The 25900-nt window shown below is 72.8% G+C and carries 24 protein-coding genes; 6 read left to right on the plus strand and 18 right to left on the minus strand.

Annotated elements, in window-relative coordinates:
- Positions 1 to 21 precede the first annotated feature (21 nt).
- From ACIP67_RS22810 to ACIP67_RS22830, 5 genes are all read right to left on the minus strand, one after another.
- Positions 22 to 930, minus strand: a complete 909-nt coding sequence (locus ACIP67_RS22810) for a LysR family transcriptional regulator (RefSeq protein ID WP_389521943.1) — start codon at positions 928 to 930, stop codon at positions 22 to 24.
- A 167-nt stretch (positions 931 to 1097) separates the two neighbouring features.
- Positions 1098 to 2063 (minus strand): sugar ABC transporter substrate-binding protein, encoded by a 966-nt coding sequence (locus tag ACIP67_RS22815; protein WP_401694116.1) that lies wholly within the window; start codon positions 2061 to 2063, stop codon positions 1098 to 1100.
- Between the two features lie 265 nt (positions 2064 to 2328).
- On the minus strand, positions 2329 to 3348 hold the full coding sequence (locus ACIP67_RS22820; RefSeq protein ID WP_401694117.1) for an ABC transporter permease: 1020 nt from the start codon (positions 3346 to 3348) through the stop codon (positions 2329 to 2331).
- Positions 3345 to 4886 (minus strand): sugar ABC transporter ATP-binding protein, encoded by a 1542-nt coding sequence (locus ACIP67_RS22825; protein WP_401694118.1) that lies wholly within the window; start codon positions 4884 to 4886, stop codon positions 3345 to 3347. Before ACIP67_RS22825 ends, ACIP67_RS22820 begins: the two co-directional genes overlap by 4 nt.
- A 38-nt stretch (positions 4887 to 4924) precedes the next feature.
- Complete coding sequence (locus tag ACIP67_RS22830; protein ID WP_401694377.1) at positions 4925 to 5488, minus strand: carboxymuconolactone decarboxylase family protein; 564 nt, start codon at positions 5486 to 5488, stop codon at positions 4925 to 4927.
- A gap of 242 nt (positions 5489 to 5730) precedes the next feature.
- Between ACIP67_RS22830 and ACIP67_RS22835 the strand changes: the two genes are divergently transcribed.
- On the plus strand, positions 5731 to 6144 hold the full coding sequence (locus ACIP67_RS22835; RefSeq protein ID WP_401694119.1) for a cupin domain-containing protein: 414 nt from the start codon (positions 5731 to 5733) through the stop codon (positions 6142 to 6144).
- A gap of 1381 nt (positions 6145 to 7525) precedes the next feature.
- Here the strand turns inward: ACIP67_RS22835 and ACIP67_RS22840 are convergent.
- The 6 genes from ACIP67_RS22840 to ACIP67_RS22865 form a co-directional block, all read right to left on the minus strand.
- A complete protein-coding gene (locus tag ACIP67_RS22840; protein WP_401694120.1) occupies positions 7526 to 8854 on the minus strand; it encodes an MFS transporter in 1329 nt (442 codons plus the stop codon).
- Between the two features lie 250 nt (positions 8855 to 9104).
- On the minus strand, positions 9105 to 10055 hold the full coding sequence (locus ACIP67_RS22845; RefSeq protein WP_401694121.1) for a catechol 2,3-dioxygenase: 951 nt from the start codon (positions 10053 to 10055) through the stop codon (positions 9105 to 9107).
- Positions 10052 to 11164, minus strand: a complete 1113-nt coding sequence (locus ACIP67_RS22850; protein ID WP_401694123.1) for a 4-oxalomesaconate tautomerase — start codon at positions 11162 to 11164, stop codon at positions 10052 to 10054. Before ACIP67_RS22850 ends, ACIP67_RS22845 begins: the two co-directional genes overlap by 4 nt.
- Positions 11161 to 11865, minus strand: coding sequence for a 4-carboxy-4-hydroxy-2-oxoadipate aldolase/oxaloacetate decarboxylase (locus tag ACIP67_RS22855; protein ID WP_401694125.1), 705 nt, complete (start codon positions 11863 to 11865; stop codon positions 11161 to 11163). The genes ACIP67_RS22850 and ACIP67_RS22855 overlap by 4 nt, the downstream gene beginning before the upstream one ends.
- Positions 11862 to 12278 carry a hypothetical protein gene (locus ACIP67_RS22860; RefSeq protein WP_401694126.1) on the minus strand — a complete coding sequence of 139 codons (417 nt, stop codon included), beginning with the start codon at positions 12276 to 12278 and terminating at the stop codon, positions 11862 to 11864. The genes ACIP67_RS22855 and ACIP67_RS22860 overlap by 4 nt, the downstream gene beginning before the upstream one ends.
- 230 nt (positions 12279 to 12508) lie before the next feature.
- Positions 12509 to 13159, minus strand: coding sequence for a GntR family transcriptional regulator (locus ACIP67_RS22865; RefSeq protein ID WP_401694127.1), 651 nt, complete (start codon positions 13157 to 13159; stop codon positions 12509 to 12511).
- Positions 13160 to 13359: 200 nt separating this feature from the next.
- Here ACIP67_RS22865 and ACIP67_RS22870 point away from each other — a divergent pair, with 200 nt between their 5' ends.
- A complete protein-coding gene (locus ACIP67_RS22870; RefSeq protein WP_401694129.1) occupies positions 13360 to 13704 on the plus strand; it encodes a cupin domain-containing protein in 345 nt (114 codons plus the stop codon).
- A gap of 166 nt (positions 13705 to 13870) precedes the next feature.
- Positions 13871 to 15034 (plus strand): Gfo/Idh/MocA family protein, encoded by a 1164-nt coding sequence (locus tag ACIP67_RS22875; protein WP_401694130.1) that lies wholly within the window; start codon positions 13871 to 13873, stop codon positions 15032 to 15034.
- Between the two features lie 175 nt (positions 15035 to 15209).
- On the opposite strand, the gene ACIP67_RS22880 is transcribed toward ACIP67_RS22875, so the two are convergent.
- Positions 15210 to 16244, minus strand: coding sequence for a LacI family DNA-binding transcriptional regulator (locus ACIP67_RS22880; RefSeq protein WP_401694131.1), 1035 nt, complete (start codon positions 16242 to 16244; stop codon positions 15210 to 15212).
- Positions 16245 to 16416: 172 nt separating this feature from the next.
- On the opposite strand from ACIP67_RS22880, the gene ACIP67_RS22885 reads away from it, so the two are divergent.
- The 3 genes from ACIP67_RS22885 to ACIP67_RS22895 all read left to right on the plus strand — a co-directional run bounded on the left by ACIP67_RS22885 (position 16417) and on the right by ACIP67_RS22895 (position 19550).
- Entirely contained in the window at positions 16417 to 17583 is a 1167-nt protein-coding gene (locus tag ACIP67_RS22885) for a phytanoyl-CoA dioxygenase family protein (protein WP_401694132.1), read from the plus strand.
- 62 nt (positions 17584 to 17645) lie between these two features.
- Positions 17646 to 18422, plus strand: a complete 777-nt coding sequence (locus tag ACIP67_RS22890; RefSeq protein ID WP_401694133.1) for an SDR family oxidoreductase — start codon at positions 17646 to 17648, stop codon at positions 18420 to 18422.
- Between the two features lie 123 nt (positions 18423 to 18545).
- Positions 18546 to 19550 carry a Gfo/Idh/MocA family oxidoreductase gene (locus tag ACIP67_RS22895; protein WP_401694134.1) on the plus strand — a complete coding sequence of 335 codons (1005 nt, stop codon included), beginning with the start codon at positions 18546 to 18548 and terminating at the stop codon, positions 19548 to 19550.
- Between the two features lie 49 nt (positions 19551 to 19599).
- Here the strand turns inward: ACIP67_RS22895 and ACIP67_RS22900 are convergent, their stop codons facing one another.
- From ACIP67_RS22900 to ACIP67_RS22925, 6 genes are all read right to left on the minus strand, one after another.
- Positions 19600 to 20829, minus strand: coding sequence for a serine hydrolase domain-containing protein (locus tag ACIP67_RS22900; RefSeq protein ID WP_401694135.1), 1230 nt, complete (start codon positions 20827 to 20829; stop codon positions 19600 to 19602).
- 286 nt (positions 20830 to 21115) lie between these two features.
- Positions 21116 to 21673 (minus strand): GNAT family N-acetyltransferase, encoded by a 558-nt coding sequence (locus ACIP67_RS22905; protein WP_401694136.1) that lies wholly within the window; start codon positions 21671 to 21673, stop codon positions 21116 to 21118.
- 61 nt (positions 21674 to 21734) lie between these two features.
- Positions 21735 to 22649, minus strand: a complete 915-nt coding sequence (locus ACIP67_RS22910; RefSeq protein WP_401694137.1) for an ATP-binding cassette domain-containing protein — start codon at positions 22647 to 22649, stop codon at positions 21735 to 21737.
- A gap of 5 nt (positions 22650 to 22654) precedes the next feature.
- Positions 22655 to 23731, minus strand: a complete 1077-nt coding sequence (locus ACIP67_RS22915) for an ABC transporter permease (protein WP_401694139.1) — start codon at positions 23729 to 23731, stop codon at positions 22655 to 22657.
- Positions 23731 to 24762, minus strand: coding sequence for a sugar ABC transporter substrate-binding protein (locus ACIP67_RS22920; RefSeq protein WP_401694140.1), 1032 nt, complete (start codon positions 24760 to 24762; stop codon positions 23731 to 23733). The genes ACIP67_RS22915 and ACIP67_RS22920 overlap by 1 nt, the downstream gene beginning before the upstream one ends.
- Positions 24763 to 25140: 378 nt before the next feature.
- Positions 25141 to 25899, minus strand: coding sequence for an SDR family NAD(P)-dependent oxidoreductase (locus ACIP67_RS22925; protein WP_401694378.1), 759 nt, complete (start codon positions 25897 to 25899; stop codon positions 25141 to 25143).
- Between the last annotated feature and the right edge of the window lies 1 nt (position 25900).

Genomic DNA, 25900 nt, shown 5'->3' on the forward strand with positions numbered 1-25900 from the left:
GCGTCCCGTCACCGACGCCGGTTACCGGATCGCCGGAATGGGGTTCTGCGAGAACCACTCGGAGAGGAAGTCCAGGAACACGCTGATCTTGCGCGGGGTGTCCTGGCCGGGGCCGTAGATGGCGTAGAGCGGGCGGTCGGGGACCGCGAGGTCCGGCAGCAGCACCTGAAGGGCGCCGGAGCCGAGGTCGTCGTAGGCCGGCCGCTGGGGCAGCAGGGCGATGCCGCGGCCGTGCACGGCGGCCTTCTGGAGGGCGAGGTAGGAGTTGGACGAGAAGGCGATGTTGCGGATCTTGTGCAGGGTGCTGGCGTGACCGTGGCCGATGCGCCAGACCGGGTCGTTGACGTGCACCAGACAGTCATGGTGGGCGACGTCGTTGGGGTGGGCGAGGGTGCCGCGCCGCTTGATGTAGTCCGCGGAGGCGCACAGCACGAACGGCAGGGAGGCGATCTTCTTCAGACGGACGCTGGAGTCGCGCAGGTCCCGCGTGTGGAAGGCGATGTCGAATCCGCTGTCCAGGAAGTCGTAGGTGCGGTCGGACATTCCGCCGAGTTCGAAACGGACCTGGATTTTCGGGTGGGCCGAGGAAAACGCGGCTATCGCGTCGCCGAGGTCCAGGCTGCCTATCCACTTCGGGCAGATGATGCTGAGCGTGCCCTCCGCACGGTCGTGGGAGTCGGCGATCGCCGCGTCCTGCGCCTCGATCTCGTCCAGGATGCGGGCGGCGAATTCGGCGTACCGCTGTCCCGGTTCGGTGAGGCTCACCGAGCGGGCGGTGCGGTTGACCAGGCGGACCCCCACCTGTCGTTCCAGTTCGGCGACGTGCCGTGACACCAGGGAGCCCGATGAGCCGAGTTTCTTGGCGGCCCCGTTGAAACTCCCGGCCTGGGCGACGGTGACGAAACTGTGCATGAGGAGCAAGCGATCCATGTTTTTCCTCCGACGGCACTCCCCGCCCGACCGGCGACGGATGGCGGGAAGCGAGGGGTCCGCCACAAGGCCACGCTGTCTCGGCATCGGCTACGGGACAGGTGGCCTTGTGACGGAAATGATGCGGCTCGGACGCGGTGCGGGGGCGCCGGTTCCCGGTGGGGGCCCTACTTCGGGCAGTACTGGGGAGCCTCGCTCACGTTGTCCTTCGTGACCAACACAAGAGGAATGTCGGATATTTTGTCAACACCCTCCTTCTTGTCGAGCAGGCCGACCGTGCTCTTCACGGCGGTCTGTCCGATGGTCATCGCAGAGTTCGCGACGGTCGCGGACAGCCGGCCGTCCTTGACCGCCGCGACGCCGTCCTCGGTTCCGTTCACGGACACGATCTTGACATCCTTCGCGCCGGCCGCGTCAAAGGCCTTTCGGACCGCAAACGCCATCTCCTCGTTGGCCACGAAGGCGTAGTCGAGGTCGGGGTTGGCCTGGATCATGTTCTCGGCGACGTCCTGCGCCTTGGCCGGGTTGAACATGCCGGGCTGGTTGGCGACCACCTTGGCGGTGGCCGGCAGCGCGTCCTTGAACCCGCCCACCAGCAGGTCGGAGGCGGCACCCGGGGCGCCGGCGACGATGCCGACCTTCACGTCCTTGCCCGCGGCGTCCTTCTCGATCCAGTCCGCGTCCATGCCACCGACCTTCTTCAGGTCGACCACGGCCGCGCCGAGCACGTCGTCCATGTCCGAGGTGGCCACCGAGGTGAGGTAGATCGGCACGCCCGCCGCCTTGGCCTTGGCGATGTCGCCCTCCAGGGCGTCCACGTTCACGGTCTGGACGATCAGGGCGTCCACGTTCCGGGCGATCATGTCCTCGATGTTGGACAGCTCGGTGCCGGCGTCCTGCTTGGAGTTGGCCGAGTAGACCTTGGCGTCCTGGGCCTCGGCCTCCTGCTCGACCGCCTTCAGCAGACAGCTGTGGAAGTGCGTGGTGGAGCCGTTGACGAACCCGAGGGACACGGATCCGCCCGAGGCGCCGCTGCCGCCCTCGTCCTGGGAGCCGCATCCCGAGAGCACCAGGGCGGCGACGCCGACGAGCGAGGCCGCGGTGACACGGCGGGATCTGGCGATGGGCTTCATGGGGTAGGCCTTTCCTGCATCGTTGAAGAGAAGGTGCGGTGCTGGTGGGGGGCGGCGCGCACGGGTGGGGCGGGCGCGAAGCGGGGGTGCGGGCCGGGCCGGCGGGGTGACGGCCGCGGGCCGGCGGGCCGCGGGTCACCGGCGGGGCCGGCGGCTGCGGGCCGGCGGCTGCGGGTCAGTGGCCGCGCGCAGTGACCGCGGGTCGGCGGCCGCTTGCCAGGTGCAGCGGGTCGGCGGGTCGGCGGGTCGGCGGGTCGACGGCGGGTCAGTGGCCGCCGGGTGCGGACTTCCGCTGGAACTCGTTGATGACCGCCGCGACCAGCAGGACGCCGCCGGTGACGACGTACTGGTAGTTGCTGTTGACCTGGAGCAGGTTGAGCGCGTTGGCGACGACGCCCAGGAGGACCACCCCGAGGACCGTGCCGAGGACGGTGCCGTGGCCGCCCGCGAGCGAGGTGCCGCCGATCACCACGGCGGCGACGGCGGTCAGCTGGGTCATCAGGCCCGCCGTGTTGGGCGCCGCGGCACCGAGCCGCGACAGCAGCATCAGGCCCGCCAGGCCCGCCAGCACACCGGCGAGCGCGTACAGCGCCAGCTTGCGGGCCGGGACGTTGATGCCGCTCAGCCGGGCGACGTGCTCGTTGCCGCCCATGGCGAAGGCGTCCCGGCCGAAGGTCGTGAACTTCATCGTCACGCCGATCAGCGCCAGGACGAGCACGGCGACGACGGTGAGGTACGGGATGCCGGCGAGCTTGTCGTTGCCCAGGCCGGTCATCTTGTCGCCGATGGTGACGCTCATGCCGTCCAGGACCAGCAGGGCGACACCGTCCAGCAGCATCGCGGAGGCGAGCGTGGCGACGAACGGGGCGACCCGGGTGAAGGTCACCACCAGGCCGTTGACCAGGCCGATCGCCGTGGCGAGCGCCAGGCTGACGACGACCACCGCCGGGGTGGACCAGCCGCTGTGCAGCAGCTGCGCGGCGACCGAGAGCGTCACGGCCGCGTTGCTGCCCATGGAGAAGTCCATGCCGCCCGAGGTCATCAGCAGGGTCAGCCCGGCCGCGATGACGGCGTTGACACTGACCTGCCGCAGCACGTTGAGCAGGTTCTGCGAGGTGGTGAAGGAATCCGCCTGCACCGCGGTGAAGACCGCCACGAGCACGAGGACGAGGACCAGACCGCCGTGAGGTATGCGCAGCAGCTTGCCGGAGGTGAGGCCCGAGGGCTTGCCCGACGGTGCGTCGGCCGCGACGTCCGGGGAGGCGGAGGGGGTCTTGAGGCTCACTGCGGTTGACCTCCGAGAGCGGTCGCGACGAGTTCGTCGCGCGTGATGGCGGTGATGTCGTGTTCGGCGACCGTGCGGCCGGCGCTCACCACGACGACCCGGTCGGCCAGGCGCATGACCTCCTCGGCGGAGGAGGAGGCGAGCAGTACGGCCACGCCGCGGGCGGCGAGGTCGTCGACGAGGGTGTGGATGTCGGCCATGGCGGCCACGTCCACCCCGTTGGTGGGGTCCTCCAGGAAGCAGGCGACCGGCTCGGTCTCCAGCCACTTGCCGAGCAGCACCTTCTGCTGGTTGCCGCCGGACAGGGACCCGACCGGCGGGTTGCCGGTGAGGGCGACCACGCCGTAGTCGTCGCGCAGCGGGGCGGCCCGGCGGGCGAGTTCGCCGCGGCGGTGCAGCCGCCGCCGCGCGAACCGGTCGCCCGCCATCATCAGGTTCTCGTCCAGGGACAGCCCCGCCACCAGGCCCAGGGCCCGGCGGTCGCCCGTGACACAGCGCAGACCGCCGGCGAGGGAGGCCCGGATCCGGCCGAGGGGGATCCGGCGGCCGTCGACGTGGATCTCACCGCTCTCCGGGCGCTGCCGGCCGGACAGCAGGTCGAACAGGCGGGACTGGGCGTCGCCGGCCGGCCCGAGGACGGCGACGATCTCGCCCTTGCGCACCTCGACCGCGAAGTCCCGGATGGCCCGCCCGTGGGACAGACCGCGGACGGTGAGGCCGCTCTCTTCCTTCGGCGCGGGGCGCTCGGGGCGGGTGGAGACCACGTCCCGCCCGACCATGCTGCGCACCAGGCCCGCGGCGTCCATCTCCGTCGCGGGCGCGCTGCGCACCAGCCGGCCGTCCCGCAGGACCGTGACCCGGTCCGCGACCGCCATCACCTCGTCGATGTAGTGCGAGATGTAGACGATGGCCACGCCCTCGTCCCGCAGCCTGCGCACCAGGGCGCGGATCTGGTGGGCGTCCTTGGCGCTCAGACACGCGGTCGGCTCGTCCAGGATCAGCACCCGGCCGCCCCGGCGGACCTCGCGCGCCACCTCCACCATGGTCTGCTCGGCCACCGTCAGGGTGCCCGCGACGCGGTCGACGGCGATGTCGATGCCGAGCCCGGCCAGGGCGGCCCCCGCCTCGGCGCGGACCGTCCGCCAGCTCACCGCGCGTCCCCGGGTCGGCAGGTCGCCCAGCAGGACGTTCTCCGCGACGGTCAGTCCCATGGCGAGTTCCCGGCGCTGCGGCACGAAGGAGATGCCGAGCTTGCGGGCCTTGCGCACGCTCAGGCCGGACTGCGGCGCGCCGTCGACCTCCACGGTGCCGCCGTCGGCCTGGTGGACGCCCGCGAGGACCTGCACCAGGGTCGACTTGCCGGCCCCGTTCATGCCCATCAGCGCGTGCACCTCGCCCGGGTACAGGTCGAGGTCGACGCCCTTGAGGGCGAGGGCGCCGCCGAAGCGCTTGGTCACACCGCGCACCCGCAGCACGGCGCGCGGCTCCGCGCCGGTGCCGTCGGCCACCACGGCGGGGGCCGGGGTCGTCGGGGTCACGGCGGCTCCTTCCGGTGCGTCCGGGTCGGTCAGCGGACTCACGGCTGGGAGGAGTCCGTGGCGGGGGCGACCCGGCCGTAGCCGCGGACGTCCGGGAACGGGGGCTCCTTGTCGGCCTGGAGGTCCACCTGGAAGGTGTTCAGGCACATGCCGAGCATGGTGAAGTTGCCGAGCGCGCCGATGGTGTCCACCAGGCCCTTGGAGCCGAAGTGCTCGTGGGCGCGGGCGAAGGTCTCGTCGGTGACGAAGTGCTCCTCCAGGATCTCCCGGCAGAACTGGTAGAAGGCCTGGTCGGCCTCGTTGTCGAAGACCGCCTCCCGCTTCTCGGCGATCGCCTTGACGGCGGCCTCCGGGATGCCGGCCTCGATCGCCTGGTGGACGTGGGCGTTCCAGGAGTACTGCGCGTCCCAGTTGCGGGCGGCCATCAGCAGGGTCAGCTCCCGCAGGTGCTTGGGGAGGCTGCAGTCGAAGCGGGCGAAGGCGCCGAGGGACTCGGCCCGCTCGCACATCTCCGGGCTGTGCAGCCAGACCCGGAAGGGACCGCGGACGGCACCCCGGCGGCCGGCGATGCGGGCGGCCAGCTCCTGCTGCCGCGCGTCCATGTGATTCTCGTCGAGTACGGGGAGCCTCATCTGGCCGATACCTGCCTTTTCTTTCCAGCGCATTACGGGCACGGGTCCGAAAGCCGTGCGGTGCCAGGTGAAGGTACAGCCGTGTCCGAGCGGCACACCCATCTCGGAGCGCAAGGTAAAGCTGCACGGCGGAGGCCCCCCATTCGCGGGACGGCGACCTAACGTCGTTCGACGCAATGCCTTGCGAAGTGGAGAGGAACGAGGAACTCCGGATGACCACCATCATCAAGGTCGCGTCGGTGCCGCTGCTCGACCGCGGCGGCGCCGTGGTGACGACGCCGCTGATCACCACCCCGTCGGCGAACGGGGAGAACCGGATCACCAGCGGGATGAGCGTCTACCCGGTCGGCTCCGGGGCGCCCCTGCACTCCCACAACTGCGACGAGCACGTCACGATCCTCGACGGCGAGGCGGAGGTGTGGGTCGACGGCGAGGTGACCAAGCTGGAGCAGTACGACACGACCTACATTCCCTCCCCCATCCCCCACCTCTTCCGCAACATCGGCGACCGCCCGCTGCGCATCCTGTGGGTGTACTCCTCGGGGCACGTCACGCGCACGTTCACCGAGACGGGGAAGACGGTGGAGCACCTGTCGGCGGAGGACCAGATGGGGTCGGACGAGTAGGCGCACGGCCCGTCCGCGTCCGTCCGCGCGGCTCCCCCCTGCCGTCCCGCACCGGTCTCGCCGGCTGCCGCCGAGGGCGACCGCCGGCGCCCTGCGCCGTGCCGCCGGACGGCCCCGTCGAGCCGGCGGCGGCCCGCCGCGCACCCGGCCCGCGGGCCCACCGCGACCGCCGGCCCCGGGCCCCGCACCACCGCCGCCCGCCTCACCGCGGGCGGCTTCGGCATGCCCCGTTCCGGGCCCGCCCGGAACACGCCCGAACGACTGCGGCACGGCGGCGCGGGACGGCCTTACGAGCCCCCGAGGGCGGCAGGCGCGCGACGACGGCCCACGGCACGCTAGTGCCGCGGCAGGCAACGTTCGCCCCGTCGCGACGCCCGGCACGCTCCCCCACTGCCGCTCCTTGACGGGCAAACGTTGCCTGCCGCGGCACTAGGCCCCACCGGCACGCGGTACCGGCCGTACAGGCGCGCGGCGGCGAACGCGACGCGCACGGCTGTACGCCGGCGCGTGCCCGAGGCCGGTGGCCGGGGCCCGGTGGCGGGCGGCAGACGGAAGACGGAAGACGGCAGACCGTGGCCGGGCCCGGTGGCCGGGGCCCGGCGGCAGGCGGCAGACGGCAGACCGTGGCCGGGCCCGGTGGCCGGGGCCCGGCAGCGGGCGGCAGACGGCAGACGGCAGGCGGCAGACGGCAGACGGCAGGCGGCAGGCGGCAGGCGGCAGGCGGCAGGCGGCAGGCGGCAGGCGGCAGGCGGCAGGCGGCAGGCGGCAGGCGGCAGGCGGCAGGCGGCAGGCGGGGCAGCGTGCCCTGAGCAGGCTGCATGCGTCCCGCGGGTCCACGGGCCTACGGCGGCCGCGGTGACTCGCAGGCCCCTTGGGGCATGCGGTGTGCGCGACGCTCCCCGGGGTCCCTGGATCCTGGGACTCCTCGAGCCTCGGGGTCCTGGGATCCCCAGGTCCAGTGGGCCCTGGGGCGAGCTGTCCCCGGAGGGCCTGGAGCCGGGCACGAGGGCTGTGCCGGCCCCCAGTACGTCGCGCGGGCCCCTGACCCCGGCCCGTGGCCACCAAGTACCGGCCCCGTCCCGACCGGCCACCGACAGCCGCCCGCCTTCCGCCTCGCCCCGCCGGCCACCGGTCACGGGCCCGGGCGGCACCGGCCACCGCCCACCGGTCACGGGCCCGGGCTCACCGGTCACCGGACCGGGCTCCGCCGGACACCGGTCACCGCCCGGAGACCGCGGCCCCCGTCACCGGCCCGGAGACCGCGCCCCCCTTCACCGGCGACGGAAACGCCGAACGCCGGCCTCCGCACCTCGCTCGTGCGGTGGCCGGCGTTCGTCCGTTCCCCCGGTGGCCGGGCAGCCCCTGACCGCTGCCCGGTCGCTCAGTGCGCGGCCACCAGCTCCTCCTTGCGGTCGTCCTCGCCGGTCGGCTTGGAGCTGCGCAGGGCGGCGATGCCGATGAACACCATGGAGGAGAGACCGGCGATCGCGAACGCGGTGAAGCCCCATTCGCCCTGGCCGGAGGCGAGCAGCTGGCCGCCGAGCCACGGGCCGAAGACGGCGCCGAAGCGGCCCATGCCGGAGGTCCAGCCGACGGCGGTGGCGCGGGTGCCGGCGTTGGAGCGGATGGAGACCGTCGCGTAGATCATCGTCTGGGCGCTGTTGAGGAAGAGGCCCGCGAAGAAGACGACGATCATGGTCACGGTCATCGGCATGTGAACGCTGAGCAGGAAGACGCCGGCGGCGGTCAGCGCGAACCACAGGGCCGAGATGCGCGGGGCGCCGAAGCGGTCGGCGGCGCGGCCGGCGACCAGCATGCCCACGATGCCGCCGAGGTTGAAGACGACCACGAAGGACAGCGCGGAGCCGAGCTCGTAGCCCTCGGCGCGCATCAGGGTGGGCAGCCAGGTGGCGACGCCGTAGACGAGGAGCAGGCCGCCGAAGGAGGCCAGCCAGTACAGCAGGGTCTGGACCCACTCGCCGCCGCGGAAGAGGTTGGCCAGGTTGGTCCAGCGGTCACCCGCGCCGGCCTTGCCGGACTTGGCGGCCGGCAGCTCGACGTCGTAGCGGGTGGCCAGCTCCTGGGCCTCCTCGGTGCGGCCCTTGGCGACGAGGAAGCTCAGCGACTCGGGCAGGAACTTGGCGAGCACCGGGGCGAACAGCAGCGGCAGCACGCACACCCAGAACGCGGCACGCCAGCCGACGGGGTCGATGAGCCACTTGGCGACGTAGGCGGAGAGGATGCCACCGACGTGGTGGGCGGTCATCAGCAGGCCGATGATGATCGCGCCGCGTCCTCGCGGGGCGTAGTCGGAGACCATGCTGATCGCGGTCGGCAGCAGACCGCCGAGACCGATGCCCGCCAGGGTCCGGCCGAGGCCGAAGACGGCGACGCTGTCCGCGATGGCGCACACGGCGGAGGCCAGCGAGAAGACGATCACGCAGACGACCATCAGCTTCTTGCGGCCGATCCGGTCGGCGACGGTGCCCGCGGTCAGCGCGCCGACGAGCATGCCGAAGGTGGCGTAGCTGCCGAGGTCGCCGGCCTGGTCCGGGGTGATGCCGAAGGTCTTCGTCTCCAGCAGGTGCGGGAGCACAGAGCCGTAGATGAACATGTCCAGACCGTCGAAGAGGACGGCCAGCCAGCACAGACCGACGACCAGAAAGGCCAGTCTGCTGCCGCGGGCGGACAGAGCGGGGGAGGAGGACATCGTCGTTTTCCTCTCGTCCAGGAGGCGTTCCCTGGAGGGGGACTCATGTGGCGGGGTTCCCCCGCTCGATGCGAGGTCGAGGGGCGGGGGAGGGGCGACGCGGCTCGTGCGGCTTACCCCGTGTGCGCTAGACGCTAAGGATCCGTTCCCCTGAGTGTCAACGCTTTTGTCAACAATCTTTCCAACGATATGGAACGGAAAGGGGGTGGACCCGCACCGCAGTGCGCGCCCACCCCCCGTGGTGCCGGTCCTAGGCGACCGGCGGGGTGCCGTGGGTGTGGAAGGACTCGATGGTCTTCAGGCCCCAGGCCTGGCCCTTCTTCCGCTCCTCCTCGGTCCACGTGATCAGCGGCCAGTCGGGCGCGAGCACGAGCCGGGTGAGCGGGTTGCACAGCTCGATCCGGTTGCCGCCGGGCTCGTAGACGTACAGGAAGAACGTCTGCTGGATGGCGTGCTTGTGCGGGCCCGTCTCGATGAACACACCGCTGTCGATGGCGAGGTCGGCGGCGCGCAGGATGTCCTCGCGGGTGTCGGCCGCGAAGGCGATGTGGTGCAGCCGCCCGGCGGAACCGGTCCAGTCGGAGGTGTAGACGACGTCGTACGACTTGTTCGTGAACGTCAGCCAGCGGGCCGCGATCTTGCCGCTGTCGAGCTGGATCTGCTCCGTCGGCCGGGCACCGAGGACGTTCTGCTGGAACTCGGCGTTGGCGAGGACGTCGGCGGCGAGGAAGTTGATGTGGTCCAGGCGCCGTACGCCCACGCCCCGGTTGGGCTTGGCCTGCGGCTGGTTCTTCAGCGCGGGCCTGAGCCCGTCGGGGGCCTGGTAGTGCTCGCTCTCCCAGTACAGGGCGTGCTCGTGGCCGTCCGGGTCGGTGGTGACGTAGAGCTTGCCGAGGCCGGGTTCGTCCTCGACCCAGTGGCCGGTGCCGCCGGCCTCCTCGACGGCCTTGACCCGGCGCTGGAGCGCCTCCTCGCTGGAGGTGCGCAGCGCGAGCCGGCCGAGGCCGGGCTGCTCGCGGGCGGTGAGGACCAGGCTGTGGTGCTCGTAGTCGTCGAAGGTGCGCAGGTAGACCGTGTCGCCGTCCTGCCCGCAGACGGTGAGCCCCAGGTAGTCGGTGAAGAAGCCGACGCTGGCGTCCAGGTCCGGGGTGAAGAGCTGGGCGTGGCCGATGTGGGCGATGTCGCCGAGCGGCGGAGTCATCGTTGACCTCCTTGGGGGTGCGGGGTGAGCGGCGCCGTTCCGGCGGAGCGGGGGAACACGGTGCCGTCGAAGATCTTGCGGGCCGTGCGGACCACGGCGGTGCGGCGGGCCGAGGGAAGGCCGTCGGCGGTGGCTCCGAGACTACTTTCGATGTCCAGGAATCCGGTGGGATGTTCTATGCGAATTCGGTCACTACCGGGCGCGAGTCGTGCCAGGTCCGCACCGACGCCGCCTTCGATCTGAAGGCCAGCGGCGACACTTGCCGCGCCGAGCACTCCGATCGAGGTGTGGCAGCGCACCGGAATGAAGGTGCGGGTGGTGACCGCGCCGCCCGCGCGGGGCGCGGCGAGCAGTGTGAGCTTGGGCACGGTGGCGTCCGAGACGTCCCCGAGCCCCATCAGACGGCCCGCCTGGAGCCGGATCGAGCGGAGCCGGTCGGCGAGCGCGAGGTCCTCCTCCAGGTCCCGGGGCGACTCGTAGCCGGTGACCTTCAGGGAGGTGGCCGCCATGAGCACGGTCGGCATGCCGTTGTCCACGCAGGTCACCTGGACGCCGTCGATCTCGTCCCGGACGTTGCCGGTCGGCAGCAGCGGGTTCGCGCTCGGCGGGAACTCGATGACCACGGGGGCCGCGGTGCCCGGTACGCCGGAGATCTCGGCGTCCCCGGTGTAGTCCACGCGTCCGCCGGGGGTCGGGAAGGTCGCCGTCGCGAGGTCACCGCTGTTGACCATGCGGATCCGGACGGACGTCTCCTCCTCCCCCGCCGTGACCAGTCCGCGCTCGACGGCGAACGGGCCGACGCCGGCGAGGATGTTGCCGCAGTTCTGCCGGTCGCTCACCTCGGGCCGGTCGACGACCACCTGGAGGAACAGGTAGTCGACGTCGGCGTCCGGGTCGGCCGAGGGCGAGACCACGGCGACCTTGCTGGTGAGCGGGTGGGCGCCGCCGAGGCCGTCGATCTGGCGGTCGTCGGGGCTGCCCATGATCCGCAGCAGCAGGCCGTCCCGCTCGGCCGGATCGGCGGGCAGGTCGTCGGCGAGGAAGAAGGCGCCCTTGGACGTGCCGCCCCGCATCAGCAGGCAGGGCACCTCCTCGGGCAGGCGGCTCACGACCGCTCTCCCTCGTACTCCTCGTGGGTCTTGTACTCGACGCCGAGCCGCTTGAGGGTGTCGCGCAGGCCGTAGCGGTCCAGGCCGAGTTCGCCGTCGATGAACGCGGCGCGGGCCTTGGCCTCCTTGACCTCGCGGGCCTCGGACGCCTCGACGGTGGCGCGGACGCGCTCGCGCGGGACGACCACGACGCCGTCGTCGTCGGCGAGGATCACGTCACCGGCGCGGATCACCTGGCCGTCGATCGCGACCGGCACGTTCACCGAGCCGCCGGTGGCCTTCACCGTGCCCTGCGCGGAGACCGCCCGCGACCAGGCCGGGAAGTCCATCTCGCGCAGTTCCTGCGTGTCACGGATGCCCGCGTTGATGATCAGTCCGCGGACGCCCCGCTGCTGGAGCGCGGTGGCGAACAGCTCGCCGAACATGCCGTCGGTGGACGGGGAGGTGGTGGTGACGACCAGGATGTCGCCCTCGCCGCACTGCTCGACGGCCGCGTGGATCATGAGGTTGTCGCCGGGCCAGCTGAGCACGGTGACGGCGGTGCCGGCGACCCGTACGCCCTGCTGGATCGGACGGACGTCCGGGCCCAGCAGGCCGGTGCGGCCCATCGCCTCGCTGACGGTGGCCACGCCGTAGCCGGCCAGCGCGTCGACGTCCTTCAGGTCCGCCTTCGGCGGGTTGGTGACGATCACGCCGCTCATGCCGGCTCCTTAACGATCTGCGAATGGGGGCGCGGGTGCGCCTCGGCCATGGTCTGGTGCGCCGGGCCCCGGTGGGGGCCGGCGTGGTGCTCGAACCGGACGCCGCGGCGGACGGCCAGGTCGGTGGGGTGGCCCCACGGGTGCCGCTGGGCGCGGGCGCCGAAGGGGGCGGCGGCGGCACGCTCGGCCTCGTCCCGGCGGATCACCTCGATGCCGTCGGGCTTCCCGCCCTCGCGCCACGCCTCGGCGGGCTCGCCGCGCTCACCGGAGGCCGGACACGCGAGGGTGACCTTCTCCCCCCGGGCGGCCGCCAGGGCGATGGCGCCGCCCGCACGCCCCACGACGTCCCCGGCGGGCGCGGCGGTGACGACGAGGGTCGACCGTGGGGGGGCGGGCCCGTTGGCCTGGGTCATTGCTGAAATCTCCTTGGTGACAGGTGGGCGCCCGCCTCGGACGGCTCGAGGGCTGCTGCGCACGTCGGCCTGCTCGGCCGGCCGGTGGCGGCTCCGCCGGCTGCGGTTCCGCGATCACGGCTCCGCCCGCCGCCGCGGCTGCGCGGCCCGGCGGCTCCGTGACGGCAGCCGTGACGGCCGCGGCTCCATGACGGCAGTTGTGCCGGCTGCGGCCGCACCGACCGCGGCTCTCAGTTGAGCAGCGCCTCGATCACGCTGGTGAGGTGGGCACGGACGGCCGTCTCGGCCGCCTGCGGGTCCCTGGCCCGGATCGCTTCGATCATGGTCAGGTGCTCGTTCAGGGATTGCTGCGGGCGTCCCGGCCTCAGTGCCAGCTGGAAGCGGTGCCGCACCAGTTGGGCGTTGAGCCGCTCCAGCAGTTCCTGCGCGGTCCGCTGGTCGGAGAACTCCCGGATGCGGACGTGCAGCTCGTGGTTGAGGTCGGAGTAGGTGACCGGTTCGCCGTCGGCGACCGCCTTGGTCATGGCGGTGCCGAGATCGGTGAGTTCGATCAGCTGGTCGTCGCTGGCCGCGACGGCCGCCTTCGCCGCGCACAGCCCTTCGAGGACCATGCGGCACTCGGTGATGGCGACCGCTTCCTCCACGGTCACCACCCGCACGCGCGAACCGCGGTTGCGGATCCGCTCGACGAGCCCCTGGGACTCCAGGTCGATGAGTGCCGCGCGGATGCTGGCCCGCGTCACACCGAACTGCTCGGCGAGCTCGTTCTCCACCAGCCGCTGCGCCGGTGCCATGTCGCCGTGCAGGATCGCCTGCCTCAGCTGCGCGAACGCATGCTGTTTGGCTTGCTCCCCGGTGCTCGGACGGGCTTCTTTCGGCATCGTGCCCTCCCTGAGTGAGTGCCTGTCGAACCTAAATCTAGCCAAACAAGATTGTCAACAATTTTGTCTGCCGTATTGCGTGCAGGAGGTTGGCGGAAAAGGGGCGTCGTGCGGAGCGCGACGATGTGTCGCGCGCGCCGGGGCGATACCCCACACTCTGTCTCCACCGGCAGCGCGGACGTGCTGGCTAGGGTCGGCGCATGACGCACAGCTTCGCTCTCCGCATCGCCGACGCCGACCTCGGACCCGAGCCGCTCGACCCCGGGCAGATCGTCTCCGGGACGCCCGAGGTGACCGGCAGGGTGGTGTGGGAGTCGGAGGACGGCCGGCAGATCCGCGGCGTCTGGCAGATCACGCCCGGGGTCGTCACCGACACCGAGGCGGACGAGGTGTTCGTCGTCGTCAGCGGCTCGGCGACGATCGAGGTCGAGGACGGGCCCACCCTGACGGTCGGCCCCGGGGACATGGCGGTGCTGCGCGCGGGCGACCGGACGACGTGGACCGTGCACGAGACGCTGCGCAAGGCGTACGCCATCACCCTCTGACCGACGACCGACGACCGACGACTGACGACTGACGACTGACGCCGCCGGGCCGTCCCCGGGGGGCGTGGGGCGTGGTTGACAGGGGTGAAGAGGGACCACAGGGTGGCTTCGAGGATGGGCCCGGAACGGCTGTGGACCGGTCCGGCACCGGCTGAGAGGGGCCGTCATGGTGCGGGCGCTGGGGGTCGCGGTCGTCGGGTTCGGCTGGATGGGCCGGGTGCACACGCAGGCGTACGCGCGCGTGCACCACCACTTCCCGCGGCTGACCGTGCGGCCGGAGCTGGTCACGGTCGCCGAGGAGGTGCCGGGGAGGGCCGAGGAGGCCGCCGCCCGGTACGGCTTCGCCGCCACGACGCGCGACTGGCGCGAGGTCGCCGCCGACCCCCGTGTGGAGGCGGTCAGCGTCACCGCGCCGAACTTCCTGCACCGCGAGATCGGCGTCGCGATGGCCCGGGCGGGCAAGCACCTGTGGATCGAGAAGCCGGTGGGCCTCACCGCCGACGACGCCCGCGCGGTCGCGGACGCGGTCGCCGGGGCGGGCGTGCAGGGCACGGTCGGCTTCAACTACCGCGGCGCGCCCGCCGTGGAGTCGGCCCGCGAGCTGATCGGCTCCGGGGAGATCGGCACGGTCACGCATGTCCGCATCCGTCTGTTCAGCGACTACGCGGCCCATCCCGACGGTGCTCTGACCTGGCGCTACGAGCGGGAACGCGGCGGCAGCGGAGTGCTCGGCGACCTCGCCTCGCACGGCGCCGACCTGGCCCGTTTCCTGCTCGGCGACATCACCTCGCTCACCGCCGACACCGCGGTCTTCCTCCCCCGGCGCGCCCGGCCCGCCGGCGCGACCGCCGGCCACACCCTGGCCACCGGCGGCGACCTCGGGCCCGTCGAGAACGAGGACTACGTCAACTGCCTGCTCCGCTTCGCCTCCGGTGCCCGCGGCGTCCTGGAGGCATGCCGGGTGTCGGTCGGCGAGCAGAACAACTACGGCTTCGAGGTGCACGGCACCCGGGGCGCCGTCTTCTGGGACTTCCGCCGGATGAACGAGCTGGCCGTCAGCCGCGGCACGACCTACCAGGACCAGCCGGTCAGCACCGTGTACGTCGGCCCGGGCGCCGGCGAGTTCGGCGCGTTCCAGCCCGGCGCGGCCAACGCCATGGGCTACGACGACCTGAAGGTGATCGAGGCCTACCGGTTCCTGCGCTCGGTCGCCGAGGGCAGGCCGTACGGCGCGACACTCGCGGACGCGGTGCGCAGCGCGGCCGTCCTGGACGCGATGTCCCGCTCGGCGGCGAGCGGAACATGGGTCGGCGTCGCCCCGCCGACATGACACCCGCCCGGTCGCATGCCCTGCCGGAGACTGCCTGGAGGTTCTCCCGCCGGAGGCACCCCACCGGCAGACCCACCGGGCCCCCGGGTGAGCCCCACCGCCCCCCGCCGGAAGCCCCGCCGACCCCCCGCCGGAAGCCCCGGGGCCCCGCCGAGGGGCCCCGCTCGCCCGCCGCTCAGACGGTCGCCGCCTGTGGCGGCATGTTGTACGGCGTCACCACCTGGATCGCCGACGGCAGGACCCGCCCGGCGGGCGGCAGGGCGCCGTGGGCGCGCATCACGGCGTGGCAGGCCTCGCGCACGTCCTGGCGCAGGTCGTGGTGGAGGACGGCGGACAGGCGGTGCTCGCGCAGCAGCCGGGTGTTGTCGTGGTCGAGGTCGTGCGCGACGAACACCGCGCACTCACGGCCGACGTCGGCGAAGGCGCGCAGGGTGGCGATGTTGCCGCCGCCGATGGAGTAGACGGCGCGGATGCCGGGGTCGCGGGCGAGGGCGGTGCGGACGAGGTCGTACTGGGTGGCGTCCAGTCCCTGGCCCTCGGCGATCTCGACGAGGGTCCGCTCGGGGTGGCGGGCGCGCATGGCGCCGCGGAACCCCATCTCGCGCTCCTCCTCGTTGCGGAAGAAGCCGCTGCTGAGGCTGGTCAGCACATTGCCGGGCCGGTCGCCGAGCCACTGGCCCATGAGGTAGGCGGCGGTGGCGCCGGCGGCCCGGTCGTCGATGCCGACGTAGGCGAGGCGGGCGCTGGCGGGCAGGTCGGTGACGAGGGTGACGACCGGGATGCCGGCCGCGACGAGCCGCCCGACCGCCGCCGTGACCTCGGGGACGTCCGGCGCCTTGAGGAGCACCCCCTGCGAGCCGCGCCGGGCGATCCGCTCCAGCGTCGCGACCAGTTCCGCCACGGGGCCGGTCTCACGGAAGTGGAAGCGGGAGCGCAGGACGGCCGGGTGCAGGGACGGCAGCTCCGCCTCCAGGGCGGCGCGTACGGCGGTGGTGAACCGTTCGGGCGCCTGCGCCACGACGTCGACCATGAAGGTGCGGCCGACGAGCCGGACCTGGGTGCGCTGCCGGTCGAGGTCGGCGACGGCCCGGTGCACCTCCTGCGCGGTGGACGCGCGCACGCCTCCGCGACCGTTGAGGACCCGGTCCACGGTGGCCTCGCTCAGGCCCGCCTGACGTGCGATCTCCCGGATCGGGAAGGGATGGCCCACAGCTGGCTCCTGGGACGGTCGGGACGGTGGCCGAGGCGGGCTCTGAGGGGTTTTTGATGGCTCGCCGCCGGTTGTTCGAGGGGTTTGTACTGACAAGAATGACAGGGCCGCCCGGCTCCCCGGACCGTGCCCGGCCCCGTACCGCCCGGCCTCCCGTACCGAAGGGACGACGATGTCCTCGATGTCCTCCGCACCGCCCTCCGCCCGGCTGAGCGAGCGGGACTGCGACCTCGACGCCTTCCGTACGCTCGTCGAGCGCGCCACGGACCTGGCCGACCATCCGCACGCCGCGTCCGTGGAGGGCAACGCCCTGGTCTACGACGGTGACCGGTTGCGGGCCGCCGACGCACCGGCGGTGCGGGAGGAACTGGTCCGCGCGCTCGCCGACGGCCCCGGCGTCGTCGTCCTGCGCGGTGCCTTCCCCGACCCGGCGGTCGTCGACCGGCTCACCGCCGTGTTCGACGCCCTGATCGCCGCGCAGCGCGCCTCGGGCGCCACCGCGGGCGACCACTTCGCCAGGCCGGGCGCCAACGACCGCGTCTGGAACGCCCTGGAGAAGGCCGCCCGGCACGACCCCGAGGCGTTCGCCGACTACTACGCCAACGACCTCCTCGCCCTGGTCTCCACCGCCTGGCTCGGCCCCGGCTACCAGGTCACCTCGCAGGTCAACGTGGTCAACCCGGGCGGCGCCGCCCAGAGCCCGCACCGCGACTACCACCTGGGGTTCCTCTCGAACGAGGCCGCGGCCGCCTACCCGGCGCACGTCCACCGCCTCTCCCCCGTGCTCACCCTCCAGGGCGCGGTCGCGCACTGCGACATGCCCGTCGAGTCCGGCCCCACCATGTACCTGCCGCACTCGCAGCAGTTCGAGCCGGGCTATCTGGCGTGGCGGCTGCCGGAGTTCCGGGAGTACTTCGACGCCCACCACGTCCAGCTCCCGCTGGCGAAGGGCGACGCCGTGTTCTTCAACCCGGCCCTCTTCCACGCCGCCGGGACCAACCGCTCCGCCGGCATCCGCCGCACGGCCAACCTCCTCCAGGTGTCCTCCGCGTTCGGGCGGGCCATGGAGACCGTCGACCGCGAGGCCGTGGTGAACGCGGTCTATCCGGTGCTGCTGGAGCGGGCGGCCGACGGCGCCGACCCGGCCGGGCTGGAGCGGGTGATCGCCGCGAGCGCCGAGGGCTATCCCTTTCCCACCAACCTGGACAGCGACCCGCCGGTCGGCGGCCTGGCGCCGCCCTCGCAGGCGGACACGGTACGGCGGGCGCTGCGGGAGGCGTGGACACCGCGGGCGCTGCGGGACGAGCTGCGGGCCGGCGCCGCGCGGCGCGCGAGCTGACGGACGTACGGGCGACCGGTGACCGGGTGACCGGGCGCCGGAGCGGAAAGGACTCCCCGGTCATGGGACTTCTCGACGACAAGGTCGTCCTCGTCAACGGCGGCAGCCAGGGCGTGGGCGCCGCCGTCGCGCGGGCCGCCGTCCGCGAGGGCGCGGTGGTGGCGGTCACCGGGCGGCGCCCGGAACCGGGCGAGGCCCTGGTGGCCGAGCTGGCCGGGGCGGGCGGCGAGGCGCGGTTCGTGCGGGCCGACCTGGCGGACGCCGAGCAGGCGAAGGCCTCCGTCACCCGGGTGGTGGAGGCGTACGGCCGGATCGACTGCCTGGTGAACTCCGCCGGCCTGACCGCGCGGGGCACGTTGCTGGACACCACGCCCGACCTGTTCGACCAGCACATCGCGATCAACCTCAGGGCGCCGTTCTTCGCCCTGCAGGCGGCGGTCGCGGACATGGTGGGCCGCGGGGCGCCCGGCACGGTCGTCAACGTCATCACGTCCTCGGCGCACGGCGGACAGCCCTTCCTCGCCCCGTACGTCGCCGCCAAGGCGGGGCTGGTGGGCCTGACCCGGAACGCGGCGCACGCCCACCGCTCCGACCGGATCCGCATCAACGGCCTGAACATCGGCTGGACGGCGACCGAGGGCGAGGACGCGACCCAGCGGGCGTTCCACGGGGCCGGGGACGACTGGCGCGAGCGGGCGGCGGAGCGGCTGCCGATGGGCAGGCTCGGGCAGCCGGACGAGATCGCCGACTTCGTGGTGTTCCTGCTGTCCGAGCGGTCCGGCGTGGTCACCGGTTCGGTGATCGACTGGGACCAGAACGTGCTCGGCGGTCTGGACTAGTCCCCTTTCCGCCGGGTGATTCCCTTCCCCCTGCTGGTTCCCTTCCCTCTGGTGGTTCCCTTCCCCCCTGCTGGTTCCCTTCCCTCTGGTGGCGCTGGACCTTCCCTCAAGGAGCTGCAACCCATGCGTATCGCGATCCTCGGCCTCGGCCGCATCGGCGCCTTCCACGCCGAGACCCTCTTCGGCCTCGACGCCGTCGAGTCGCTCGTCGTCGCCGACCCGTTCGCGGAGGCTGCCAAGGCCGCCGCGGAGCGGTTCGGCGCCGAGGTGGCGGACTCGCCGGAGGCGGTGCTGGCCTCGGGCGTGGACGGGGTGGTGATCGCCGCGGCGACGGACGCCCATCCGGGTCTCGTCCTGGCGGCCGTCGAGGCCGGCGTCCCCGTCTTCTGCGAGAAGCCCGTCGCCAGGACCATGCGGGAGGGCGTCGCGGTCCTCGAGGCCGTCGAGGGCACGGGCGTGCCCGTCCAGATCGGCTACAACCGTCGTTTCGACGCGGGCTTCGCCGCCGCCCGGGCCGCCGTACGGGCGGGTGAGCTGGGCGCGCTGCACACCGTGCGCTCGACCACCCTGGACCCGGCACCGCCGCCCGCCGCGTACGTCGCGGCCTCCGGGGGCATCTTCCGGGACTGCTCGGTGCACGACTTCGACATCATCCGCTGGGTGACGGGCCGTGAGGTGGCCGAGGTGTACGCGGCCGGCGGGAACCGGGGCGCCGACCACATCGCGGCGGCGGGCGACGCCGACACCACGGGTGCGCTCCTCACCCTCGACGACGGCACTCTCGCGGTGGTCTCCAACTCCCGTCACAACGCGCGCGGTTACGACGTCCGCATGGAGCTGCACGGCTTCCGGGACTCCATCGCGGTCGGCCTGGAGGACAAGCTGCCGCTGCGGTCGGTGGAGCCCGGCGCCACCTTCCCGTCCGGCACGCCCCACGACTTCTTCATGGACCGCTTCGCGGCCGCCTACCGCGCCGAACTCACCGCGTTCACCGAGGTGGTGGCGGGCACCCGGCCGTCCCCCTGCACGATCGGGGACGCCCTGGAGGCCGGCTGGATCGCGGAGGCGTGCACGCTGTCGCTGCGGGAGCACCGTCCGGTGACCCTCGCGGAGGTGCGCGCCGGGTGACGGTGGCGGCCGCGGAGCGCGCCCGTGGCCGCGGGCGGGCGGACGGCCGTCATCTCGCCGCGGGCTGGGCCGGCAGGTCGAAGACGTGGTCCGGGGAGATGATCGTCGTGATGGCGTCGCCGAACAGGGTGCTGGGCTCCTCGCCGGCGTGGTTGATGTCGGTGTTCAGCACCACGACGAGGGTCGTGTCGGCCGACGGCAGGTAGACGGTCAGGGACTCGTAGCCCGGCAGGGAGCCGTTGTGGCCGATCCAGCCCTGCACGTCGAAGATGCCGAGCCCGTATCCGGCGCCGGGGATGGTGGTCGGCGGGGTGATCAGCCGCTCCTTCTGCGTGGCGGGGCTGATCATCCGCTGCCCGTCGGGCAGTCGGCCCGTGGCCACCGTGCGCGCCCACACCCGCAGGTCCTCCAGGGTGGAGATCATGGCCCCGGCGGCCCAGCCCCAGGACGGGTTCCAGTCGGTGGCGTTCTCGACCTCGCCGGTCGCGGTCTGGTCGGTGTAGCCCTGGGCGTGCGGCTCGGGGAACTCGTCGCCCTGGGGGAAGAGCGTGTCGTCCAGGCCGGCCGGTGTGAGGACGTGCTCCTGGACGTAGTCCGCGAGCGCCCGGCCGCTGACCTTCTCGACGACCAGGCCGAGCAGGATCAGGTTGGTGTTGCAGTAGGAGAACTCCTTGCCCGGTGCGAAGAGCACGGGGTGCTGGAAGGAGTAGTCGAGCAGTTGCCGCGGGGTGAACGGGCGCTGCGGGTCGGACGTCAGCGCCTTGGTGAAGGCGTCGTCCTCCGAGTAGTTGAACAGCCCGCTGCGCATGCCGGCCAGTTGGCGCAGGGTGATCTCGTCGCCGCCGGGCACGCCGTCGACGTACGTGCCGATGGTGTCGTCGAGGCCGATCTCGCCCTCGTCGACCAGTTCGAGGACCGCGGTGACGGTGAACGTCTTGGTCTCGCTGCCGATCCGCGTGTACAGGTCCGGCCGCATGTCCTCGCCGGTGCTCTTGTCGGCGACGCCGAAGGACTTCACGTACCGGCCCTTGTCGGGCGTCCAGATGCCGACGCTCACGCCGGGTACGGCCGCGTCCTCCATGACGCGTCGGACGGCCCGGTCGATCTGCCGCTGCACGGCGGGGGTGAGTTCGCGGACGTCGTCCCCCGACGGCGAGGGTGCCTGGGCGGCGGCCGGGGGCGGCGGCGCCGCGGTGCCGGCGGCGGCCGGTGCCACCAGCGCGCCGACCGCCGCGGCGACGACGGCCCCGCTGCGCAGTCGACGACGCGGACGGGTCATGGGCTCACTCCTCCACGAGGAGACGTTCGCCGCAGGCCACAGCCGCACCAGGGGCACGGGCCGCATGCGGCCCCTCAGCACCAGGATAGGAGCGGCCCGGGACCGCTGCCTGTCGGCACCTCCGCCGACGCGCACGCCCCGGGCCCGCGGGCGACGCCCCGGAGAGCCCGGCCGCCGACGCGGGTGTCCCGTCCCTGCCGGGGACCGGCGCGCACCCCGCGCACTCTTCATCTCCCGTCCCGCACCCACGGGTTCTCCCCGGCCGGCCGGCCGCCCGCCCGGCTCGTCAGCTCTCGCGCTCGCGTACGTGCACATGGCCGTCGAGCGGGAACTCGGGCGGTGCGGCGAGCAGCAGGCCGTCGAGCCCGTAGCCGGTCTTCTGTGCCACCCGGCAGGACGCGGTGTTGTCCGCCTGGTGGAGCAGGGTGAGGCGGGTGAGCCCGGCGAAGGCGGTGAACGCCCAGTCCGTCAGGGCGCCCAGCGCCCGGGGTGCCACGCCCCGGCCGCGGGCGTGGGCGGCGGTCCAGTAGCCGACCTCCGGGGCGGCTCCGTGAGGGTCCTTGAGGACGACGTGCCCGGCCGGCCGGCCGTCGTCGTCGCCGGGGCGGACCTCCAGGACGGCGAAGGCGAGGCGGCGCCCCGTCCGCCAGCCCTGCCGCTGCTCCTCCACCCAGCGCGCCGCGTCCGCCGCGTCCGCCACGGTCGCGCCGGACCAGCGGCGCATGGCCGGATCCGCGTACACCCCGGCCAGTGGGGCCGCGTCCTGCGGGCGCCAGGGGCGCAGCAGCAGGGCGGAGGCCGACGCGGTGGCGCCTGCGGCCAGACGTACCGGTTCGTCGTCCATGCGGCCGAGCGTACGTGACGGGCGTTCGGGCCCTCCGTTTCCATGACGGGGGGCGGTCGGGTCAGGGCGTCCCGTCACCGGGTTCCGCGACGGGCGCGGTGAGGTCCTCCGCCTCCGGGAGCTCCTCGACGTCCACGCCCCGTACCTGCGCCAGTTCGTGCTTGAGCGCGGCGAGTTCGGCACCGCCGGCCATGTGGTGGGTGAGTTCCTCCAGGCCGACCTCGCTGCGGTCGGCGGAGAGTTCCAGGGTGCCCAGGCGCAGCACGCTGAAGTGGTCGCCGACCATGTAGGCGTGGTGGGGGTTGTGGGTGATGAAGATGACGCCGAGGCCGCGGTCGCGGGCGGCGGCGATGTACTTCAGGACCACGCCGGACTGCTTGACGCCGAGGGCGGCGGTCGGCTCGTCCAGGATCAGCACGCGGGCGCCGAAGTGGACGGCGCGGGCGATGGCGACGCACTGGCGCTGGCCGCCGGAGAGGGTGCCGATGGGCTGTTCCAGGTCGTCGAGGACGATGCCCATGGTGCGCAGTTCCTCGTCCGCGATCCTCTTCATGCGGCCGATGTCGAGGCGGCGGACCGGCCAGGGCCCCTTGGTGATCTCCGAGCCGAGGAAGAAGTTGCGCCAGACCGGCATGAGGGGGACGGTGGCGAGGTCCTGGTAGACGGTGGCGATACCGCGGGCGAGGGCGTCACGGGGGGTGGTGAAGCGGACCTTTTCGCCGTCGACGAGGAACTCGCCCTCGGTGTGCTGGTGCAGCCCCGAGACGATCTTGATGAGGGTGGACTTGCCGGCGCCGTTGTCGCCCAGGACGCAGGTGACCTGCCCGGGACGGACGACGAGGTTCACCCCGTGCAGGGCGCGGATGTTGCCGTAGGACTTGCCGGCGCCCCGCAGTTCGACCAGCGGGCGCTCGCCGCCCGGGGGCGGGGGGTCCGCGAGGACGGCGCCGTGCGGGCCGGTGTTGTCGGTCGTCATGGGGGTCACCTCCGGGTCGCCGTGCGCTGCACCCACAGATTGATGAGGACGGCGCCGAGGAGCATCACGCCGAGGAAGGCCTTGAACCAGTCGGGGTTCCAGCCGGCGTAGACGATGCCCTGCTGCACCATGCCGAACATGAACGCGCCGAAGACCGGCCCGATCGCCGAGCCGTAGCCGCCGGTCAGCAGACAGCCTCCGATCACGGCCGCGGCGATGTAGATCAGCTCCTGGCCGACGCCCTCGCCGGACTGCACGGTGTTGAAGGAGAACAGCTGGTGCATGCCGACGAACCAGGCGCCGAAGCCGACCAGCATGAACAGCGAGATCTTGGTGAAGGTGACCGGGACGCCGACGGCGCGGGCGCTCTCCCGGTCGCCGCCGACGGCGTAGATCCAGTTTCCGTACCGGGTGCGCAGCAGCACCCAGGTGGCGAGCGCGGCGAAGAGGAGCCACCAGACGACGGTGATCTTCACCTGGACGCCGCCGACGTCGAACGACGAGGCGAAGACCGCCCTGGCCCGGTCGAAGCCGTCCATGTCGCTGATGTCGTCGGTGGCGACGTCTCCGGTGACCAGCCGGGTCACGGCGAGGTTCACGCCCTGGAGGATCAGGAAGGTGCCGAGGGTCACCAGGAAGCTCGGCAGCCCGGTTCTGATCAGCAGCCAGCCGTTGAACAGGCCGACGGCGAGCGAGAGGACCAGGGCGAGGACGACGCCCGTCCAGACGTTCAGGGTCAGCTGGTAGCTGAGCATGGCCGCGGTGAGCGCCGAGCTGATCACGGCGACACCGGCCGACAGGTCGAACTCGCCGCCGATCATCAGCAGGGCGACCGGCAGGGCCATGATCCCGATGGTCGACGACTGGTAGAGGATGTTCGCCAGCGAGCTGCCGTCGCGCACGGGCGGGGCGGTGGCGAGGAAGAACAGGTACACCGCGACCGCGCCGAGGAAGACGCCGACCTCGGGGCGGGCCAGCAGCCTGCGGACCAGGGGGCGGCGCGCGGTCCGCCCGTCGGTCCCCTTCGGGCCGGGAGCCGGCGGTGTGCCCACCGCCGGTTCGGCCTGCGGGGCCCCGCCCATCACCGGGTGCCCTTCTCCGCGAACCCGGCGACGGCCTCGACGTTGGACTTGTCGACGAAGGCCGGGCCGGTCAGCACCGGCTGCTCGCCGCCGCCCAGGTAGTTGCCGTTGTTCTTGTAGAGCCACAGCGAGTCGACCGCCAGGTAGCCCTGGAGGTAGGGCTGCTGGTCGACGGCGAACTCGATGGTGCCCTCGCTGATGGCGCCGGTCAGTTCCTTGTTCAGGTCGAAGGTGGCGATCTTCGCCTTGCTGCCCGTCTCGGACACCGACTGCGCGGCCGTCATCGCGATCGGCGCGCCGAGGGTGACGACATGGTCGATGGAGGCGTCCTGCTTGAGCTTGGCGGTGATCGTGGACTTCACGGACGGCATGTCGGTGCCGTTGACGAAGAGGTTCTCGACGGAGCCGGAGAACGTCTTCTGCACGCCGTCGCAGCGCTGGGTGAGGCCGACGTTGCCCTGCTCCTGGATGACGCAGACGGCGTTCTTCGCGCCGAGCGAGTTCAGCTTGTCGCCGAGGGCCTCGCCGGCCACCGTCTCGTCCTGGCCGAAGAACTCCAGCAGGCCGAGCCGCTGCCAGTCGCTCACCCCCGAGTTCAGTCCGACGACGGGGATCCTCGCGGCCGTCGCCTTGGCGATGACGGCCTTGAGGGCGTCGGGCTTGGCGAGGGTGACGGCGATGCCGTCGACCTTCTGGTCGATGGCGTTCTGGATCAGGTTGGCCTGGTTGCCGGCGTTGGGGTCGCGGGAGTAGACCAGCTTGACGTTGTCCTTCGCGGCGGCGGCCTCGGCGCCCTTGCGGACGATGTCCCAGAAGGTGTCGCCGGGCGCCTGGTGGGTGATCAGGGCGACCGTCATCCGCGGTGTGCCGGCCTTGCCCGCGGCGGCGCCGTTCCCCCCTTCCTCGGCCTTCTTGCCACCGGAACTGCTGGAGCAGCCCGCGAGGGTCAGGGCCACCGCCGCGGCCATGGCCACGACCGGGGCGAGTCTGCGGGAGCGGGAGCGGGAGCGGGAGGGAGCAGAGCTGTCCATCTTTCCAGCACCTCACTGTGCGACGGGGACGACGGGAACGAGGAACCGATCGCGGCCGGGAGCCCCACACCCGACGACGACGCGCCCGACGGTGACGCACCCGACGGTCACGATCTACCCCGTGCGCACCACCGTCACCCTCCACCCCGGGAGACGGCGTCCCCGGCGGACGGCGACCCCGGGCGGGCGACGTCCCCGGCGGACGGCGACCCCGGGCGGGCGACGTCCCCGGCGGACGGCGCCCCCAGCGGACGGCGACCCCAGCGGACGGCGACCCCGGGCGGGCGACGTCCCCGGCGGACGGCGACCCCGGGCGGGCGACGTCCCCGGCGGACGGCGACCCCGGCGGACGGCGCCCCCGGGCGGGCGGCCGCGGGCTCAGCGGGGCGCCATGCGCAGTGCGCCGTCCATGCGGATCGTCTCGCCGTTGAGGTAGTCGTGGTCGACGATCGCCAGGGCGAGCCGGGCGTACTCCTCCGGCCGGGCCAGACGGTGCGGGAAGGGCACACCGGCGGCGAGCGAGGTGCGGATCTCCTTCGACACCGTGGCCAGCATCGGTGTCTCCACGACGCCGGGGGCGATGGTGCACACCCGGATGCCGTACTGCGCCAGGTCGCGGGCGGCGGGCAGGGTCAGGCCGACGACACCGCCCTTGGAGGAGGAGTAGGCGGCCTGGCCGATCTGGCCGTCGTAGGCGGCGATGGAGGCGGTGTTGACGATCACGCCCCGCTGTCCGTCGCCGTCGGCCTCGGTGCCGGCGATGGCCTCCGAGGCGAGCGCGAGCACGTTGAAGGTGCCGATCAGGTTGATCTGGATCACCTTGGCGTACAGGGCGAGGTCGTGGACGCCCTTCCTGCCGAGGATCCGCATCGACGGGCCGATGCCGGCGCAGTTGACGACCGTGCGCAGCGGGACGCCGGCGCCCGCGGCGCCGGCGACGGCGGCGCGCACCTGCTCCGGGTCGGTGACGTCGGCGGCGACGTAGGTGACGCCGGCGACGTCCGGGGCCCGGTCGATGCCGTCCTTCAGGTCGAGGGCGAAGACCGTGGCGCCGCGCTCGGCGAGCGCCCTCGCGGTGGCCGCGCCGAGGCCGGACGCACCGCCGGTGACGAGGGCGGCGGTGTTCTCGAGCTGCATC

The organism is Streptomyces sp. NPDC088812 (genome assembly GCF_044750285.1).
In the GTDB taxonomy this organism is placed as follows: domain Bacteria; phylum Actinomycetota; class Actinomycetes; order Streptomycetales; family Streptomycetaceae; genus Streptomyces.

Bases quoted from the DNA above. Each gene is read 5' to 3' on its own strand.
- ACIP67_RS22810 (WP_389521943.1), bottom strand. From the start codon at position 930: ATGGATCGCTTGCTCCTCATGCACAGTTTCGTCACCGTCGCCCAGGCC.
- ACIP67_RS22815 (WP_401694116.1), bottom strand. From the start codon at position 2,063: ATGAAGCCCATCGCCAGATCCCGCCGTGTCACCGCGGCCTCGCTCGTC.
- ACIP67_RS22830 (WP_401694377.1), bottom strand. From the start codon at position 5,488: ATGGACGCGCGGCAGCAGGAGCTGGCCGCCCGCATCGCCGGCCGCCGG.
- ACIP67_RS22835 (WP_401694119.1), top strand. From the start codon at position 5,731: ATGACCACCATCATCAAGGTCGCGTCGGTGCCGCTGCTCGACCGCGGC.
- ACIP67_RS22840 (WP_401694120.1), bottom strand. From the start codon at position 8,854: ATGTCCTCCTCCCCCGCTCTGTCCGCCCGCGGCAGCAGACTGGCCTTT.
- ACIP67_RS22845 (WP_401694121.1), bottom strand. From the start codon at position 10,055: ATGACTCCGCCGCTCGGCGACATCGCCCACATCGGCCACGCCCAGCTC.
- ACIP67_RS22855 (WP_401694125.1), bottom strand. From the start codon at position 11,865: ATGAGCGGCGTGATCGTCACCAACCCGCCGAAGGCGGACCTGAAGGAC.
- ACIP67_RS22860 (WP_401694126.1), bottom strand. From the start codon at position 12,278: ATGACCCAGGCCAACGGGCCCGCCCCCCCACGGTCGACCCTCGTCGTC.
- ACIP67_RS22865 (WP_401694127.1), bottom strand. From the start codon at position 13,159: ATGCCGAAAGAAGCCCGTCCGAGCACCGGGGAGCAAGCCAAACAGCAT.
- ACIP67_RS22870 (WP_401694129.1), top strand. From the start codon at position 13,360: ATGACGCACAGCTTCGCTCTCCGCATCGCCGACGCCGACCTCGGACCC.
- ACIP67_RS22875 (WP_401694130.1), top strand. From the start codon at position 13,871: ATGGTGCGGGCGCTGGGGGTCGCGGTCGTCGGGTTCGGCTGGATGGGC.
- ACIP67_RS22885 (WP_401694132.1), top strand. From the start codon at position 16,417: ATGTCCTCGATGTCCTCCGCACCGCCCTCCGCCCGGCTGAGCGAGCGG.
- ACIP67_RS22890 (WP_401694133.1), top strand. From the start codon at position 17,646: ATGGGACTTCTCGACGACAAGGTCGTCCTCGTCAACGGCGGCAGCCAG.
- ACIP67_RS22895 (WP_401694134.1), top strand. From the start codon at position 18,546: ATGCGTATCGCGATCCTCGGCCTCGGCCGCATCGGCGCCTTCCACGCC.
- ACIP67_RS22900 (WP_401694135.1), bottom strand. From the start codon at position 20,829: ATGACCCGTCCGCGTCGTCGACTGCGCAGCGGGGCCGTCGTCGCCGCG.
- ACIP67_RS22905 (WP_401694136.1), bottom strand. From the start codon at position 21,673: ATGGACGACGAACCGGTACGTCTGGCCGCAGGCGCCACCGCGTCGGCC.
- ACIP67_RS22910 (WP_401694137.1), bottom strand. From the start codon at position 22,649: ATGACGACCGACAACACCGGCCCGCACGGCGCCGTCCTCGCGGACCCC.
- ACIP67_RS22915 (WP_401694139.1), bottom strand. From the start codon at position 23,731: ATGGGCGGGGCCCCGCAGGCCGAACCGGCGGTGGGCACACCGCCGGCT.
- ACIP67_RS22920 (WP_401694140.1), bottom strand. From the start codon at position 24,762: ATGGACAGCTCTGCTCCCTCCCGCTCCCGCTCCCGCTCCCGCAGACTC.
- ACIP67_RS22925 (WP_401694378.1), bottom strand. From the start codon at position 25,899: ATGCAGCTCGAGAACACCGCCGCCCTCGTCACCGGCGGTGCGTCCGGC.